We start from the raw sequence: 14,652 nt of genomic DNA, 5'->3' as shown, positions 1-14,652 counted from the left end.
AGGCAGCACGCGGAAGCGCCCGGCCGGCCCCGCCGGACCCGCTCGCAATCCCTTCGCGTGCCTCAGTCCACGCGCAGCAGGTCCGCCAGCCGCCCGGCCAGCAGGTCCCAGCGCCAGGACTCCTCCACCCAGCGCCGCCCCCGCTCCCCCAGCCGCTGCCGCAACCCCTCGTCCAGCAGCAGCTCCGCGATCCGGTCGGCCGCCGCCGGGGCCGAGCGCCCCGGCACCACATAGCCGGTCTCGCCCTCCAGCACCGCGTCCGGCGCGCCCCCGGAGTCGCCCGCCACCACCGGCAGCCCGGTCGCGGACGCCTCCAGGTAGACGATCCCCAGCCCCTCCACGTCCAGCCCGCCGCGCCTGGTCCGGCACGGCATCGCGAAGACATCGCCCGCGCCGTAGTGGGCCGGCAGCTCCTCCCACGGCACCGCGCCGGTGAACCGCACCGACTCCCGTACGCCGGTCGCGTCCGCCAGCCGCTCCAGATCGGCCCGGTAGGGGCCGCCGCCCACCACCAGCAGCACCGCGTCCGGCACCCGGGCCAGCACGCGCGGCAGCGCCCGGATCAGGGTGTCCTGGCCCTTGCGGGGCACCAGCCGGGAGACGCACACCACCACCGGCCGGTCCGCCAGCCCCAGCCGGCGGCGCACCTCGGCGCCGCCGGAGCCCGGATGGAAGACCCTCTCGTCCACCCCCGGCGGCAGCTGCGCCATCCGGGCCGCCGCCTGCGGCCCGACCGCCGCCGCGATCCGGGACCGGGTGTACTCCCCCAGATAGGTCAGCACATCCGTACCCGCCCCGACCCGCCGCAGCAGCTGCCGGGACCCGGGCAGCTGCGCCCAGGCCGCCTCATGGCCGTGGGTCATGCCCAGCAGCCGCCGGGCGCCCGCCCGGCGCAGCGCGGGGGCCATCAGCCCGAGCGGCGCGGCGGCGCCGAACCAGACCGAGGTGCAGCCCTCCGCCCGCAGGATCTCCGCCGCCCGCCGGATGACCCGGGGGGTGGGCAGCATCATCCTGGTCCGGTCGCGGACGACCGGGAAGGGCTGCTCCGCGTCGAAGCGGGCCACCTCGGACCCGTCCCGCCAGGTGGAGGCGTACACCACCACACTGCCCGGCGGCTGCCGGACGGCCATGCTGTGGACGAACTGCTGGATGCCGCCCGGCCGTGGCGGGAAGTCGTTGGTGACGATCAGGGTCTTCTGCATGGGGCTCGTGTTCGGCTCGGGGTCGGTGGTGATCCGTACCATAGGTCAGGGCCGCGACTCGCCGGGAACCGGAATCGCCCGGCCGGTGTCCCGGCTCGGAGCGGGTACGCTCACCCGACCGGCCGGGCGTCACCCGCGACGCGGGCGGCCCGAGAACCGAGTGGGGGATGCAGCCGTGGAGTTGGCAGCGCCGGGAGCGGCCCGGACCCCGGCCCACGACCCGACCGCCCCGCAGCGCACCGCCGCCGGACCGCTGTGGGCGCTCGGCCTCTCCTTCGCGGCCACCCGGGTGCTGATCGTGCTGATGTGCGTCGGCGTGCTCCGGATCTCCGACATGGACGTCACCACCGATGTGTCGGTGGTCTACCACGGCTGGTTCGAGGTGCTGCGGACCGGCACCTTCCCGATGGACGACGTCACCTGGCAGTACCCGCCCGGCGCGGCCCTGGTGATACTGGCCCCGGGGCTGCTGCCCTGGTCGTACCTGACCTCCTTCATGGTGCTGACCGCCGCCTTCGACGTGCTGGCCATGCTGCTGCTGGTCCGGGCGGGCGTCCGGGGGCGGCGGCGCTACGCCGGGGCCTGGCTCTGGGTGGTGGCGGTGCCGCTGCTCGGGCCGACCGTGTACGCCCGCTACGACCTGATCGTCACCGCCGTGGCCGTCGCCGGGCTGCTGGCGATGGGCCGCCGGGCCCGCCTCGGCGGGGCACTGCTGGGGATCGGCGGGCTGCTGAAGGTCTGGCCGCTGCTGGCCGTGCTCGGCACCGCGCGCGGCCGCCGCACCCGCCGCACCTGGACCACCGCCGCCCTGACCGCCGCCGGGGTGGGCCTGCTGGTCGCCTCCGCGATGAACGGGGCGTTCCGGTTCCTGGCCTTCCAGCGCGACCGGGGCGTCGAGGTGGAGTCGCTGGGGGCGCTGCCGATCCACTGGGCCCGGCTGTACGGCCACTGGCAGGGGCAGGTCGCGCTCAACTACGGCTCGATGGAGTTCCTCGGCCCGTGGGTGCACACCATCGGCCAGGTGTCGCTGGGCGCCACCGCGCTGGGCTTCGGCTGGCTGCTGGTGTGGCGGCTGCGGGCCCGGGAGTGGCAGCCCGCCACGCCGTACGACGCGGCGCTGGCGGCGCTGCTGGTCTTCACCGTGACCAGCAGGGTGATCAGCCCGCAGTACCTGGTGTGGCTGATCGGGCTGGCCGCCGTCTGCCTCACCGTACGCGGCACCACCCAGCGGCCGGTGGCGCTGCTGCTGCTGCCCGCCGCCGGGCTGACCGTGCTGGAGTTCCCGGTGGAGTTCGGCCCGGTGGTCAGCTCCACGGCCACCGGCGTCGCACTGCTCACCGCCCGCGATCTGCTGCTGCTGGCCGCCACGCTGGTCTCCTGCGTCCGGCTGTGGCGCTCCACTGCGGCGTACGAGCCCGCCGAGCCCGCCGAGGACGACGCCTGGGAGCCCGCCGAGCCGCTGACCCGCGTCGGCGACCCCTTCGAAGCGGAGACCCTCGCCTACACCATCCGCCCCGGCATCGCCTACGAGCAGCACCTCCTCGACGACCTCGACACCCCCACCACCCGCAACGGCCGCCATCCGTAGCCGCCGGGCCATGATAAAGGCGAGGAGTGGTCACTCCTCGCCCTATTAAACATATAGCGCACAGGGGGCCTTGCGGCAAGGCCCCGGTGGTGCCGCAGAATGACCGGCCATGGGCCGAAACACCGGCCGGAATGCGCCCACATGGGAGTGCTCAGTGCGCGCGGGGCCCGGCCCGGGGCCGTGGCAGCGGCGGGGCGGCCCTGCCGCATTCCGTCGCCCCGCAACCGCGCGATCTTTTGAGAGTCCTGAGTCAATGGAGCTTGCTTTGGTCCCGACATCCTCGTCCTCACCCGAACCCGATTCAGTGGTCAATGCCGGAGCCGGAGACGGGACGGACCCGGACGGCGACTGGCGGGCCGGGGAGCTGCGCGCGGAGAACGCGTATGTCAGCGAGCTGTACGACCGCCTCGAAAGGCAGCGTGCGTTCGCAACGGCCCGGCTGCGCGAGATCCATCTCGCGGACAGGGGCGGCACGTACCAGTCCCGGCTGGAGCGCGACACGCTGGAGATCCACCACACCCGGCGGCTGGCGGAGCTGTATGCCGCCGAGTACGGGCTCTGCTTCGGCCGGATCGAGAGCGCCGACGGCGAGCGGCAGTACATCGGCCGGATCGCGCTGGCGGACGACGACCATGAGCCGCTCCTCATCGACTGGCGGGCGTCGGCCGCGGAGCCGTTCTACCGGGCGACGCCCACCGTGCCCGGCGGTGTGGCGGGGCGGCGGCACCTGCGGAGCAAGGGCCGGACCATCGTCGACTTCGACGACGACGCCTTCGGCATGGGCGCCCTGGAGGGGCGGGACAGCTCCCGGCTCAGTGGGGAGAGTGCCCTGCTCGCCTCGCTGACGGCGGCCCGGACCGGGCGGATGGGCGACATCGTCTCCACCATCCAGGCCGAGCAGGACCGGGTGATCCGCTCCGAGCTGGGCGGCGTGCTGGTGGTGCAGGGCGGTCCGGGGACCGGCAAGACCGTGGTCGCGCTGCACCGCGCCGCGTACCTGCTGTACACCCACCGCGACCGGCTGGCCAAGCGCGGTGTGCTGGTCATCGGGCCGAACACGACGTTCCTGCGCTACATCGACCAGGTGCTCCCCGCGCTCGGTGAGAGCGAGGTCGTACTGAGCAGCATCGGCGCACTCTACCCGGGTGTGACGGCGACCGACACCGAGCCGCCCGAGGCGGCCGCCGTCAAGGGCGACGCACGGATGGCCGGGGTACTCGCCGCCGCGCTGGACGGCCTGCGGCAGCTGCCGGAGACGGCCTGGACCATCACCGTGGGCCGAAGGTCGGCCCGCCAGGAGGAGCTGCGGATCGACCGGGCCCTCTGCGAGCGGGGCCGCGCCGAGGCGCGCAAGACCGGCGAGCCCCACAACGCGGCCCGAGCCGCCCTGGTCGAGCGGCTCTCCTCGGAGCTGGCCCTGCGGATCGCCAGGGACCGGGGCGGGAAGATGGCGCTGGACGACGTGGCGGACCTCGCGGACGCGCTGGTCGGGGAGCCCGAGTTCCAGGCCGTCGCCGAGCGGCTGTGGCCGCTGCTGAGCCCAGAGCAGCTGCTCACCGCCCTGTTCGGCTCCCCGGAGCTGCTGGCGACGGCCATGCCGGACTTCTCCGAGGCCGAGCGCGCCGCCCTGCTGCGCGCCCACCCGGGCCCGGACCGGGAGGCCGCCCCCTGGACGACCGCCGATGTGCCGCTGCTGGACGAGGCCGCCGAACTGCTCGGGCCGCTTCCCGGGAGCGCCCGGTCCCGCAAGGCCGAGGCCGCCGCCCAGGCGGAGGAGCTGGAGTTCGCGAAGATGGTCCTCGAAGACTTCGGGGACGGACTGGTCGAGATCGACGCGGAGATGCTGACCCGCCAATACCGGGGCGCGGAAGCGCTCCGGCCCCTGGCCGAGCGCGCGGCCGAGGACCGGACCTGGGGCTTCGGGCATGTGATCGTGGACGAGGCGCAGGAGCTGTCCCCCATGGCCTGGCGGCTGCTGGCCCGCCGCTGCCCCGGCCGTTCCATGACGATCGTGGGCGACCTGGCGCAGACCGGCGCACCGGCCGGGCTGAGCTCCTGGGGCGAGGCGCTCGACGAGTACACGGCCGGACGCTGGCGCACGGTGGAGCTCACCGTCAACTACCGAACCCCGGCCGAGATCATGCGGGTCGCCGAGGGCGTCCTGCGGGCGGTCGACCCGGCGCTCACCGCCCCCCGCGCGGTGCGCAGCGGCGGACTCCGCCCGTGGAGCCTCCGGATCGCCGCAGACGACCGGGGATCGGCGTTGCGCACCGCCGTCAAGCGGGAGATCGCGGCGCTGGACGGCGGCAGGATGGCGATCATCCACGCCCCTGGGTGGCCGGCCGACCTGATCGACGCGCTGACCGGGTTGGACGGTGTCACCCGGGCCGGCGACCCGTCGGCGCTGGACTCGCCCGCCCTGCTGCTGACGGCGGCGCAGGCCAAGGGGCTCGAATTCGACGCGGTCCTCGTCGTGGAGCCCACGGAGATCCTGGCCGCGCACAGCCATGGCGCGAATGACCTCTATGTCGCGCTCACCCGCGCGACGAAGAGCCTCGGCGTCATCCACAGCCGGGAGCTGCCGGAGCTGCTGACGGGCCTGGACCCCCGCTGACCGGAGGGCGGGGGCCAGCCCCGGCGTGTCGGGGACGGGGGTGCGGAAGCTCCTGGTGGTACGGGCCGCCGTGAACCCGTCCACCAGGAGCTTCCCCGCTTCGTACGGCTCCCCTCCGCCTAGCCCCCCCGGTCGGAGTCAGGGCGTCATGCGGACGGGGCGTGGAAGTAGTGGCCCTGGTCGAGGTCTTCCAGCAGCCCGGGGCCGGTCGGCTGCCACCCGAGCCACTCGCGGGTCAGCGTGCTGGAGACCGGGCCGTCGGCTGCCAGGAAGCCGCCCAGCCAGCTGAAGTGCTCGCCCGCGTCCTGCGGGGAGACGGCGGCCACGGGGAGGCCGAGGTGGCGGCCGATCACCTCGGCGACGGCGCGGATCGGCACGCCCTCCTCCGCCACCGCGTGCAGGCTCGATCCCGCCGGGGCCTGCTCCAACGCCAGGCGGACGAGGTGCGCGGCGTCGAACCGGTGCACGGCGGGCCAGCGGTTGGCGCCGTCACCGAGGTAGCCGGAGACGCCCTTGTCACGGGCGATGCGGACCAGGGTCGCCATGAAGCCGTGGTCCCCCGCGCCGTGCACCGTCGGGGGGAAGCGCAGCACGGACGAGCGGACCCCCCGCGAAGCGAAGGAGGTCGTCAGCTGGGCATTGGCCGCCCGGACGTGCGCACCGCCGGTCGGCTGCGCCGCCGAGTCGGCGGCCTGCCCGTCCCGCTCGGTCGCGACCCGACCCGGTGCGAGCCCGAGTGTCCCGGAGGCGATCAGAAACGGTCGATCGGAGCCGGCGAGCGCCGCACCGAAGGTCTCGATGGCGCGGCGGTCCGCCTCGGCAGCGCCCTGCATGTCCCCCGAGAAGGCGATGTCGTGCTTGAACGCGAGGTGGATCACACCGTCCGACGCGGCGGCCGCGCTCCGCAGGGTGTCGAGGTCGTCCAGAGTGCCGCGCTGCACCTCGGCCCCGGCGGCGGCAAGGGCGGCGGCGGCGGCGTCCGAGCGGGCGAGCCCGACGACCTGGTGGCCCGCGCCGAGGAGTTCGGGGACGACGGCGGAACCGATCCAGCCGGACGCACCGGTGATGAAGACGCGCATGGGAATCCTCCCTGGTCAATCCTGGTCAATGGAGTGCCCGTGCCACGGCGGGCGCGGCGGGACAGTCGATGTCAGCAACTGTCATCAACGTACACCTGATGCCAGCCACTGTCATCACATAGAATCAGCGGCATGAGTCGATGGGAGCCGAACGCACGCGGCAGGCTGGAGCAGGCCGCACTGGAGCTCTACAGCGAACGCGGCTTCGAACAGACCACCGTGACCGAGATAGCCAGGCGGGCGGGGCTCACCGAGCGCACGTTCTTCAGGCACTTCGCCGACAAGCGCGAGGTCCTGTTCGCGGGCGCGGCCTCCCTGCAACAGCTCTTTGTGAGCACCCTCGCGGACGCGCCCGAGTCGGCAGCGCCGATCGACGCGGTGGCCACGGCCCTCCAGGCCGCCGCCGCCGTCTTCCAGGAGCGCCGCGAACACTCCCGACAGCGCCAGCGGGTCATCACCGCCAACGCGGAGCTGCGGGAACGCGAGCTGATCAAGCTCGCCTCACTGGCGGCGGCACTGGCCGACACCCTGCGTCAGCGCGGCGTCGCGGAGCCGGCCGCGAGCCTGGCCGCCGAGGCGGGGATAGCCGTCTTCAAGATCGCCTTCGAGCGCTGGATCAACGGGACCGACCAGCAGGACATGTCACAACTGATCCGGGAGTCCCTGGCCGAGCTCAAAGCCGTGACTGCGGGCGGGCATTCGCCGTCGCCAGGGCCGGCGTGACGGCCGGGCTCAGCCCGGTCGGGGGGCCGCCGGGCGCATGGTCCCCGTTCAGTGCGCGGCGGCCTCGGCGACGGCGACGGTGTGGGTGACCCAGCAGCCGTCGCCGCCGAGGTGGAGCAGGAAGGACGCCGGCTCCGGGAGGAAGTCGGGGACGCCCTCGTGCCGGGCCAGGCTGCTCTGGAGGTACGTACTCGGGGCCGTGGTCAGGGTGCTGCCCCCGAAGGCCGCCACGACCGGGCGGTGGAGGTGGCCAGCCAGGACCCGGGCGACATTGCGGTGCCCGGCCAGCACCGCGCCCAGCTCGGCGGCGTCCGTGAGCCGCATCCCGTCCAGATAGGGGATGCCCACGGCGATCGGCGGGTGGTGCAGGCAGACGAGCGCCGGGACGTCCGGCCGACGGGCGAGGACGGAGTCCAGCCACGCCAGCTGGGCGGCCCCCAGCCGTCCGCCGGGCGAGTCGGGCAGATGCGAGTCCAACGCGACCAGGGTGAACGCCGGGTGGTCCACCGCGTAGTGCGTCCGGTCCGCCCCGCCCAGGAACCCGGTGCCGCCGAACTCGCCCAGCAGCGCCCCCGGATCGTCGTGGTTCCCCGCCGTCAGGTGCAGCGGCAGCGGAAAGCCGCCGATCACCTCGCGCAGCGTCCGGTACGCCTCCGGCCCGCCCTGGTCGACCAGGTCACCGGTGATCACCACGCAGTCCGGCAGCGGGTCGAGCGCCAGGACGCGGTCCAGGGCCCGGCGCAGCGCCGCCGCCCGTGCGTCGGCGGGCTGACCGGCCGTGAGGTGCGGATCACTGAGATGCGCGATGGCTGCCGTCATACCTGTACGGTCTCGCACCCCGGCGGGCGGCGGCAACCGGTCACGGCCGCCAGGCGCGGGCGGCGGCGATCCGGCGGGCGGCGCTGGGGTGGGTGCCGAACAGCAGCTGGAGGGCGCGCGGCGGGTCGACGTCGGAGACATTGGCCACGGCCAGTCGGCGCTGCATGGCGATGAACTGCTCCGGGTCGCCGGTGAGGTCCAGCGCGTGCCGGTCGGCGCGCGCCTCGATCCGGCGGCTCACCGCGCACTGCAACGGCCCGGCGGCGGCGCCGAGCAGCGAGGCGCAGGCGGCCAGCAGCGGCAGCGAGCGGGGGTCGGCGGCGTCGGGCGCACCGGCGGCCGCCAGCAGCGGCCCCCAGGAGAGCAGCAGGCCCAGCAGGCAGACCACCACCGCGCCGCCGACCGCGCCCAGGGCGGTGCCGACGGGGACGTCACGGTGCTTGACATGACCGAGTTCATGGGCGACGACCAGTTCCACCTCACGCGGCTCGGCGGTGGCCAGCAGGGTGTCGTACGCGACGATGCGGCGGGTGGCGCCGAGGCCGGAGACATAGGCGTTGAGCGCGGTGGTGCGGCGGGAGGCGTCGGCCACCAGCACCTCCCGTACGGGGACGCCGTCGCGCTCCGCCAGGTCCAGCAGGGCGCTGCGCAGCGGCCCTTCGGCCAGCGGCGTGAACCGGTTGAACAGCGGCTCCACCACCAGCGGGTAGAGGAACGAGAGCGCCACCACCAGCAGCGCCGCCGCCCCGGCGGCCGGCAGCCACCAGCGGTGCGGCGACCAGCCGATCAGCGCGTACAGCCCGTACGCGGCGGCCAGCGCCAGCAGCAGGGCCGGCAGCAGCCCGCGCAGCACGTCCACCGCCCAGCCGCCCCAGCCCTGCGTCACCAGCCCGTACCGGCGCCGCACCACCCGCACCCGCGCGGTGAACGGCAGCCCCACCGCCTCGCCCAGCAGCACCAGCACCGCCGCCCCGGCCAGCACCCGGGCCGCCCACGACCCGCCGAACAGCTCCCCCGCGCCGTCCACCAGCCCGGCGCCGGCCGCGCTGAAGCCCAGCCCGGCCGTCACCCCGAGCCCCACCAGCCGCCCGGCCAGCGCCCATGGCGTCTGCGCCCGGCGCAGCGCCTTCCCCCGGGCGACCTCCTCGGCCGTGAAGACGCCGCCCGCCGCACTGTCCACCACACGCCTCCCGCGCCGCCGCCCGCTCTGCGCCCATCATGGCCGACACCCGTCCCGCCACGCGCCCCACCGCACACCCGAGCGCCGTTGACCGGCTGTCAGCCTGCGGCGGACGCTGGGACCGTACGGCCAAGCGCTCACGAAGGGAGGCTCCCGTGGGAGAGCACGAGAAGCCGCCGCCGGACCCGTCCCAGGGCACACCGCCGCCCGGGAACGCGGACGGGCAGGTCCCCGAGCCGCCGCCTTCCGACGGCAGGCACCGGAAGTAGCAGCGCGCATGGACGTCGACATCCTGCGCCGCCGCCTGGCGGACGCCATGGAGCGGCGCGGCGACTGGCCTGCGGACTCGCCCTGGGTCCGCCTGGCGGTGGAGGCGCTGCCGCGTGACCGGTTCGCGCCGGATCTGCTCTGGCAGTGGGACGGGCACCGCTGGGTGTCCGTGGAGCGCGGGGCCGACCCGGAGCGGTGGGCCCGGGTGCTGTTCGCGGGGCCCGACGAGGCGGCGGTCACCCAGGTCTGCGAGGGGCTGCCGTCGTCCAGCCTGTCCTGTCCGGCCGTGGTGGCCGACATGCTGGACTCCCTCATCCTGGCGCCCGGCCACCGGGTGCTGGAGCTGGGCACCGGCAACGGCTGGAACGCCGCCCTGCTGGCCCGGCGGGCCGGTCCGGGCCGGGTGACCAGCGTCGAGGTGGACCCGGCCCTGGCCACCGCCGCCCGCCGGCGGCTGGCGGCGACGGGGGCGGGGGTCGCCGTCGAGGTCGGGGACGGCGCGGCCGGGTGGGCGGCCGGAGCGCCGTACGACCGGGTGGTCGCCACGTACGCGGTGGAGCGGGTGCCCTGGGCGTGGGTGGCCCAGACGCGCCCCGGCGGCCGGATCGTCACCCCCTGGGGGCACCTCGGGCATGTGGCCCTCACCGTCGCCCCCGACGGCCGGTCGGCCACCGGCTGGGTGCAGGGCCTCGCCCAGTTCATGCCCGCGCGCGGCACCGGCCGCCCGCTGCCGGACTTCCGTACGGTCCGCGGCGACGGCCCCGCCCAGGCCGAACGGCCGCTCCACCGCGACCTGGGCCCACTGCGGGACGACGCCCACCTGCGGTTCGCGCTGCGCGTCGCACTCCCCCGGCTCCGGATCACCACCGACGGCGAGTCGGCCTGGCTGCACGACGGCACCTCCTGGGCGACCCTCTCCGCCCTGGGCCCCGGCCGTACGGTCGCCCACCAGGGCGGCCCGCGCCGCCTCGCCGACGACCTCGAACGGGCCTGGGACACCTGGCTCTCCCACGGCAGCCCGAAACTCTACGACTACGGCATGACCGTCGAACCCACCCACCAGTACCTCTGGTGCCACGACCCCACCACCGGCCCCCGCTGGCCCACCCCCGACCAGTGACCCCCCGCAGAGGGAACGGCTACTTCAGGAAGCCGTCGAGGTCGTCCACGGTCCAGTCGGCCTGCCACAGGAGGAAGTGCAGGGCGCCCGGCGCGAGAGAACGGTACATGCGGCCTTCCTTGCGGTACTTGGCGCGGCTGCCGCGAGTGCGGACGTGGCCGGGATCGCGGCGGTGAGACGCAGTGCGTGCGACGTCACGGGCAAAGTCTGGCGTGCCCACCCACCGCCGCCCCTGGACGACGCCGAGCCGGTCGCCCCCACGTAGCCAAGTGGGCGAGGAACGCAGTGGGGCCCCGCCACCGGCGGGCGGTGGCGGGGTCCCGGGGCGGGTCGTCAAGCGGGGCCGAACTCGCCTGCGGCGGTGGCGGCGACGAACGCCTGCCAGGCGTCGGCGGGGAAGACCAGCGCGGGGCCGTGCGGGTCCTTGCTGTCGCGCACCGGACGGATACCCGGGAGGTTGTCCGCCACCTCGATGCAGTTACCACCGTTGTTGCTGCTGTAGCTGGACTTGTGCCACACCGCATCGGGCAGGCTGCTCGCGCTGGTCATGTACTCAGTTCCTTCAGAGCGTGGGCAATCATGTCGATTGACCGGTTGGGTGAGAGAGCGACGGCTGTGAGCAGATCATAAATGCGCGCAGCGGTCTTGACGTGCTCCGGTTCCCCGAGGATCTGCCCTTGCAGGAAGCCCTCGATGTACACCACGTCAGGGCCCTCGTCCAGGCTGAGTGCCGAGAAAGGACCGCCGACTCCCGCATGGACTCCGGCGTCGAACGGGACGATCTGGATCACCGTGTTCGGGGCCTCGGCAGCCGTCAGCAGGTGCTCGTACTGGCCCCGCATCGTCTCGACGTTCCCCGTGCGATGGCGAAGGATGTTCTCGTCCATCACCACCCACAGCTCCGGAGGTGCATCCCGTGAGAGGATGCGCTGCCGTTCGAGTCGCGCGGTCACCTGCTCCTCAAGGCCGTCGATGTCCAGTCGGCCTGCGGAGAGTACGGCCCGCGCATAGTCGGCCGTCTGCAACAAGCCCGGGACGACCTGCACCTCGAACGACCGGATCGCCGTAGCCGCTTCCTCAAGGTCTACGAACGGCCGGAACCACGCTGGATAGGCGTACTTGATCACCAATGGCCAGAGCCGTTGGAAATGGTCACCCGTTCCGAACAGTTCGTCGGCAAGTTCGGACAGTTCACGACTCGGCAGCCGCTTAGCCGCCTCGATCTTGTTCAGGAGAGACGGGGTGATGTGCGCCTTGGCGGCCATCGCACGCTGGGACAATCCCACTCTCTCGCGAAAGCTGCGAAGGTCCGTCGCATAGAACGCGAGTACGGATGACAGCGGGTCGAGTTCGTCGGCATATGCCATGCGCAGTTCCTCCAGTTGACGTTCTGTAAGGTCAACGCTTCCGGTCTGGGAATCGTAGGCCCAAAACGCCACGATTAATGCACAGAGAGTGAGATCCCAGCAAGACAGACAAGGACGGAACCCAAAAGTGTCAATGCTCGAACAGCCGACCGAACTTCAGCAGCAACCGGGTATCCCGGCCGTCGGCACCGTCCTGGTGGACACCCGGACGGGTCGGGTCGGGGAGTTCCGGGGGACGGTCGGCGGCCGGTGGATGCTGCGGCCGCAGGGCGGCGGGTGCGAGTGGCCCGTACCGCCCCAGCGGATTCGGCCGGCGCTGCTGAGCGACCGGCTGGTGCCCGAGGTGTCCCGACTGAACGCGCAGAGCCGAGGAGCGGCCGTATGAACCCGAAGAACGGTGTCCCCGTCCCGTACATCGCCACCTGGAGCAGCGAGAAGCGCTACACCCGGGAGCTGGTCGCGGACCCGGCCACGGGCCGGATCGCGTACCGCGACGAACGCCCCGGGGACCGCGACGCGCACGGGGTGCTGTGGACCCGGGTCGACAGCCGGCCGACCCGGGGGCGCCCACAGCTGGGCCTGGTCCACCCCCGCCGCCAGCGGCACGCGATGCGCAATCTGCGCTGCCAGGTCTGCGACGGCCCCGCCGACGTCAACGAGCTGGGGAGCCTCTGGCTGCTGCGCGACGAACGCGGCAAGTGGCCCGGCTGGCCGGAGCGGATGGCCGCCACCGACCCGCCGCTCTGCCTGCCCTGCGCCCGGGTCTCGGTACGGCTCTGCCCCCATCTGCGCGGCCGCTATGTCGCCGTACGCGTCAAGCACCCCGAAGTCGCCGGGGTCTACGGCGGCCTCTACCTCGCCCACCCCGGCCAGACCCGCCCCCGCGCCACCACCGATGTGACCATCGCCTACGACGACCCCAACATCCACCGCATCCTCGCCGCCCAGCAGGTCATGCAGCTCCACGGCTGCACCCTGGTCGACCTCCCCGACTGAGCGGCCGGACCGACCGCCCGCGCCGCGCCCGGCCCACCCCGGGCGCGGCGGGCGGGCACGTCACCGTCCGGCAGTCGTACCGTTCCACCGCCGATGGCGGCATGTTCCAGCGACCATCGCCGGCGCCGCCCGCGCCCGCCGGTCACCGGTCGGCCTCGGCCGCCGCTCTGAAGGCTCGGGCATCCGCGGCCAGTCGGTCTCGGCCCATGGTGCCCGAGATGTCTATCAGCATGGCGGCGGTGTGTTCGTCCGACCAGAAGCAGGCTCCCGGGGAGGTCGCGAGATTCACCGCGTTTCCGCAGGTCAGCGACCCGCCCAGTGCCCCTGGATCATAGGCCTTCGCTTCGTCCAGCCTTCCGCCGTCCTCGCCCATGAAGTCCTCGAGCACCTGGTCGTTGCTCGCTACCGGGCCACTGAGGCCGGCCGCACCAATGAAGATCAGCCCCCGTCCCGAACCATCGACGTACGCCGCAGCACTGGGCACAGCCCTGCTCAGGACGCCCGGCCTCTCCCGCCATGCCTGGGCGAACGCCACCATCAGTTCCCTCGCGACCCAGCTGTCAATGAGCTCCATGCTTTGGAAGGACGACGGCGGCACCAGCCGCCCGGCATCGGGCGAAACAGCCTTGTGCTGCGCCGACCGTCCGACCACGACCAGCGCCCCCAGCGCCAGGCAGACCCCCACGCCACCGGCCACAAACCACGGCTTCCGACCCCGGCGCTCCGGTGACCCCCCGACCTCGGACAGCCCCTCCGTCCCGAACTGCACTTCATGCACTGCTTCATCCCCCGTACCGAACAGCTCATCACCGCCCCCCGATGCCGCTTGGTCGGCACTCGTCAGGGCTGGCGAGACCCTACAGCCGCAGCCGGCCGACCCGCGAAGCGGCACCGACCAGGCCGCGCCGGGAACCGGCTGCGGCGACAGGAAGGATGACGGGCCGTCAGCCGGCGGGGCGGGGGGAGGCGGTCGGGGTGGTGAGCTCGGTGGCCAGGTGGGAGCCGCCAGTGGGCTCCGCAAGGGCGAACTCCTCGGCCTGCGCTGGGAGGACCTCGACCTGGCCGACGGAATCGCGAGCATCCGCCGCACCCTCCAGCGCACCAACTCCGACGGCCTGACCGCCCTCCCGACCAAGACCCAGAGCTCGGAGCGGCGGATCTCCCTGCCCACCGAGTGCATGCGCTCCCTCGAACAGCACCGCGCCCGGCAGCGCCAGGAACGCGAAGCGGCCGGGATGGCCTGGAAGAACAGTGGCTATGTTTTCACCCGGTCCACCGGCGACCCGATCGAAGGGGCCACCCTCACCCCGCACTTCAACACCCTGCTCCGCCACGCCGGACTCCGCCGCATCCGCTTCCGACCTCCGCCACTCGGCGGCCACCCTCCTCCTGGAGCAGGGAGTGGGACTCGTCGTGGTCAAGGAGCTGTTGGGGCACGCCCACATCGGCGTCACCGCCACCGTGTACGCCCACGTCCGGCTCCGCCTCCAGCGCGACGCCATCGACCTTCTCGGCCGCGCCCTCTGCAACCCCGCCGAGATCACCGGCAAGCCCGACGACGGTGACACTCCGCCTCTCATCGGAGCCGCCGTGCGTTGACGTTGCCGTCAACTACTGCCGTCAAGCTCGCCAGAGTGCCCCACCAGGAAAGTCGCCGGTGGGGCACTCTGGCAATTCCTGGCCACCCATGAGTG

At 73.5% G+C, this 14,652-nt stretch carries 13 protein-coding genes and 1 pseudogene; 7 read left to right on the top strand and 7 right to left on the bottom strand.

What is annotated here, in order from left to right; translation table 11 throughout:
* Positions 1 to 62: 62 nt before the first annotated feature.
* Positions 63 to 1,202, bottom strand: coding sequence for a glycosyltransferase family 4 protein (locus tag ACIQGZ_RS11280; RefSeq protein ID WP_402600959.1), 1,140 nt, complete (start codon positions 1,200 to 1,202; stop codon positions 63 to 65).
* A gap of 175 nt (positions 1,203 to 1,377) precedes the next feature.
* Between ACIQGZ_RS11280 and ACIQGZ_RS11275 the strand changes: the two genes are divergently transcribed.
* Positions 1,378 to 2,790, top strand: coding sequence for a glycosyltransferase 87 family protein (locus tag ACIQGZ_RS11275; protein WP_402600958.1), 1,413 nt, complete (start codon positions 1,378 to 1,380; stop codon positions 2,788 to 2,790).
* 304 nt (positions 2,791 to 3,094) lie between these two features.
* Complete coding sequence (locus ACIQGZ_RS11270; RefSeq protein WP_402600956.1) at positions 3,095 to 5,404, top strand: HelD family protein; 2,310 nt, start codon at positions 3,095 to 3,097, stop codon at positions 5,402 to 5,404.
* 146 nt (positions 5,405 to 5,550) lie between these two features.
* Here the strand turns inward: ACIQGZ_RS11270 and ACIQGZ_RS11265 are convergent, their stop codons facing one another.
* Positions 5,551 to 6,483, bottom strand: a complete 933-nt coding sequence (locus ACIQGZ_RS11265; RefSeq protein WP_402600955.1) for an SDR family oxidoreductase — start codon at positions 6,481 to 6,483, stop codon at positions 5,551 to 5,553.
* Positions 6,484 to 6,615: 132 nt separating this feature from the next.
* On the opposite strand from ACIQGZ_RS11265, the gene ACIQGZ_RS11260 reads away from it, so the two are divergent.
* A complete protein-coding gene (locus tag ACIQGZ_RS11260) occupies positions 6,616 to 7,206 on the top strand; it encodes a TetR family transcriptional regulator (protein WP_402600954.1) in 591 nt (196 codons plus the stop codon).
* Between the two features lie 48 nt (positions 7,207 to 7,254).
* On the opposite strand, the gene ACIQGZ_RS11255 is transcribed toward ACIQGZ_RS11260, so the two are convergent.
* Positions 7,255 to 8,025, bottom strand: a complete 771-nt coding sequence (locus ACIQGZ_RS11255) for a phosphodiesterase (protein ID WP_402600953.1) — start codon at positions 8,023 to 8,025, stop codon at positions 7,255 to 7,257.
* A gap of 40 nt (positions 8,026 to 8,065) precedes the next feature.
* A complete protein-coding gene (locus tag ACIQGZ_RS11250) occupies positions 8,066 to 9,205 on the bottom strand; it encodes a M48 family metalloprotease (protein WP_402600951.1) in 1,140 nt (379 codons plus the stop codon).
* Between the two features lie 277 nt (positions 9,206 to 9,482).
* On the opposite strand from ACIQGZ_RS11250, the gene ACIQGZ_RS11245 reads away from it, so the two are divergent.
* Positions 9,483 to 10,595: a methyltransferase domain-containing protein gene (locus ACIQGZ_RS11245; protein ID WP_402600950.1), complete on the top strand. Its 1,113-nt coding sequence runs from the start codon at positions 9,483 to 9,485 to the stop codon at positions 10,593 to 10,595.
* 333 nt (positions 10,596 to 10,928) lie between these two features.
* On the opposite strand, the gene ACIQGZ_RS11240 is transcribed toward ACIQGZ_RS11245, so the two are convergent.
* Complete coding sequence (locus tag ACIQGZ_RS11240) at positions 10,929 to 11,144, bottom strand: DUF397 domain-containing protein (RefSeq protein ID WP_402600948.1); 216 nt, start codon at positions 11,142 to 11,144, stop codon at positions 10,929 to 10,931.
* Positions 11,141 to 11,962 (bottom strand): helix-turn-helix transcriptional regulator, encoded by an 822-nt coding sequence (locus ACIQGZ_RS11235; protein ID WP_402600947.1) that lies wholly within the window; start codon positions 11,960 to 11,962, stop codon positions 11,141 to 11,143. Before ACIQGZ_RS11235 ends, ACIQGZ_RS11240 begins: the two co-directional genes overlap by 4 nt.
* Positions 11,963 to 12,089: 127 nt before the next feature.
* On the opposite strand from ACIQGZ_RS11235, the gene ACIQGZ_RS11230 reads away from it, so the two are divergent.
* Together ACIQGZ_RS11230 and ACIQGZ_RS11225 are read left to right on the top strand one after the other, a co-directional pair.
* The gene (locus ACIQGZ_RS11230) at positions 12,090 to 12,347 is read left to right on the top strand and encodes a hypothetical protein (RefSeq protein ID WP_402600946.1); all 258 of its coding nucleotides are present in this window, start codon (positions 12,090 to 12,092) and stop codon (positions 12,345 to 12,347) included.
* Positions 12,344 to 12,958 carry a hypothetical protein gene (locus ACIQGZ_RS11225; protein WP_402600945.1) on the top strand — a complete coding sequence of 205 codons (615 nt, stop codon included), beginning with the start codon at positions 12,344 to 12,346 and terminating at the stop codon, positions 12,956 to 12,958. Before ACIQGZ_RS11230 ends, ACIQGZ_RS11225 begins: the two co-directional genes overlap by 4 nt.
* A 142-nt stretch (positions 12,959 to 13,100) precedes the next feature.
* Here the strand turns inward: ACIQGZ_RS11225 and ACIQGZ_RS11220 are convergent, their stop codons facing one another.
* A complete protein-coding gene (locus ACIQGZ_RS11220; protein ID WP_402600944.1) occupies positions 13,101 to 13,736 on the bottom strand; it encodes a hypothetical protein in 636 nt (211 codons plus the stop codon).
* Positions 13,737 to 13,965: 229 nt separating this feature from the next.
* On the opposite strand from ACIQGZ_RS11220, the pseudogene ACIQGZ_RS11215 reads away from it, so the two are divergent.
* Positions 13,966 to 14,557 (top strand): annotated as a pseudogene (locus tag ACIQGZ_RS11215) (site-specific integrase); the annotation flags it as partial.
* Between the last annotated feature and the right edge of the window lie 95 nt (positions 14,558 to 14,652).

It is taken from the genome of Streptomyces sp. NPDC092296, from assembly GCF_044755465.1.
Taxonomy (GTDB): domain Bacteria; phylum Actinomycetota; class Actinomycetes; order Streptomycetales; family Streptomycetaceae; genus Peterkaempfera.
This window is presented reverse-complemented; position numbering and strand designations above follow the sequence as displayed.

Excerpts from the sequence above, each read along its gene's own strand:
- ACIQGZ_RS11235 (WP_402600947.1), bottom strand. The coding sequence starts at position 11,962 with ATGGCATATGCCGACGAACTCGACCCGCTGTCATCCGTACTCGCGTTC.
- ACIQGZ_RS11245 (WP_402600950.1), top strand. The coding sequence starts at position 9,483 with ATGGACGTCGACATCCTGCGCCGCCGCCTGGCGGACGCCATGGAGCGG.
- ACIQGZ_RS11260 (WP_402600954.1), top strand. The coding sequence starts at position 6,616 with ATGAGTCGATGGGAGCCGAACGCACGCGGCAGGCTGGAGCAGGCCGCA.
- ACIQGZ_RS11280 (WP_402600959.1), bottom strand. The coding sequence starts at position 1,202 with ATGCAGAAGACCCTGATCGTCACCAACGACTTCCCGCCACGGCCGGGC.
- ACIQGZ_RS11255 (WP_402600953.1), bottom strand. The coding sequence starts at position 8,025 with ATGACGGCAGCCATCGCGCATCTCAGTGATCCGCACCTCACGGCCGGT.
- ACIQGZ_RS11240 (WP_402600948.1), bottom strand. The coding sequence starts at position 11,144 with ATGACCAGCGCGAGCAGCCTGCCCGATGCGGTGTGGCACAAGTCCAGC.
- ACIQGZ_RS11265 (WP_402600955.1), bottom strand. The coding sequence starts at position 6,483 with ATGCGCGTCTTCATCACCGGTGCGTCCGGCTGGATCGGTTCCGCCGTC.
- ACIQGZ_RS11225 (WP_402600945.1), top strand. The coding sequence starts at position 12,344 with ATGAACCCGAAGAACGGTGTCCCCGTCCCGTACATCGCCACCTGGAGC.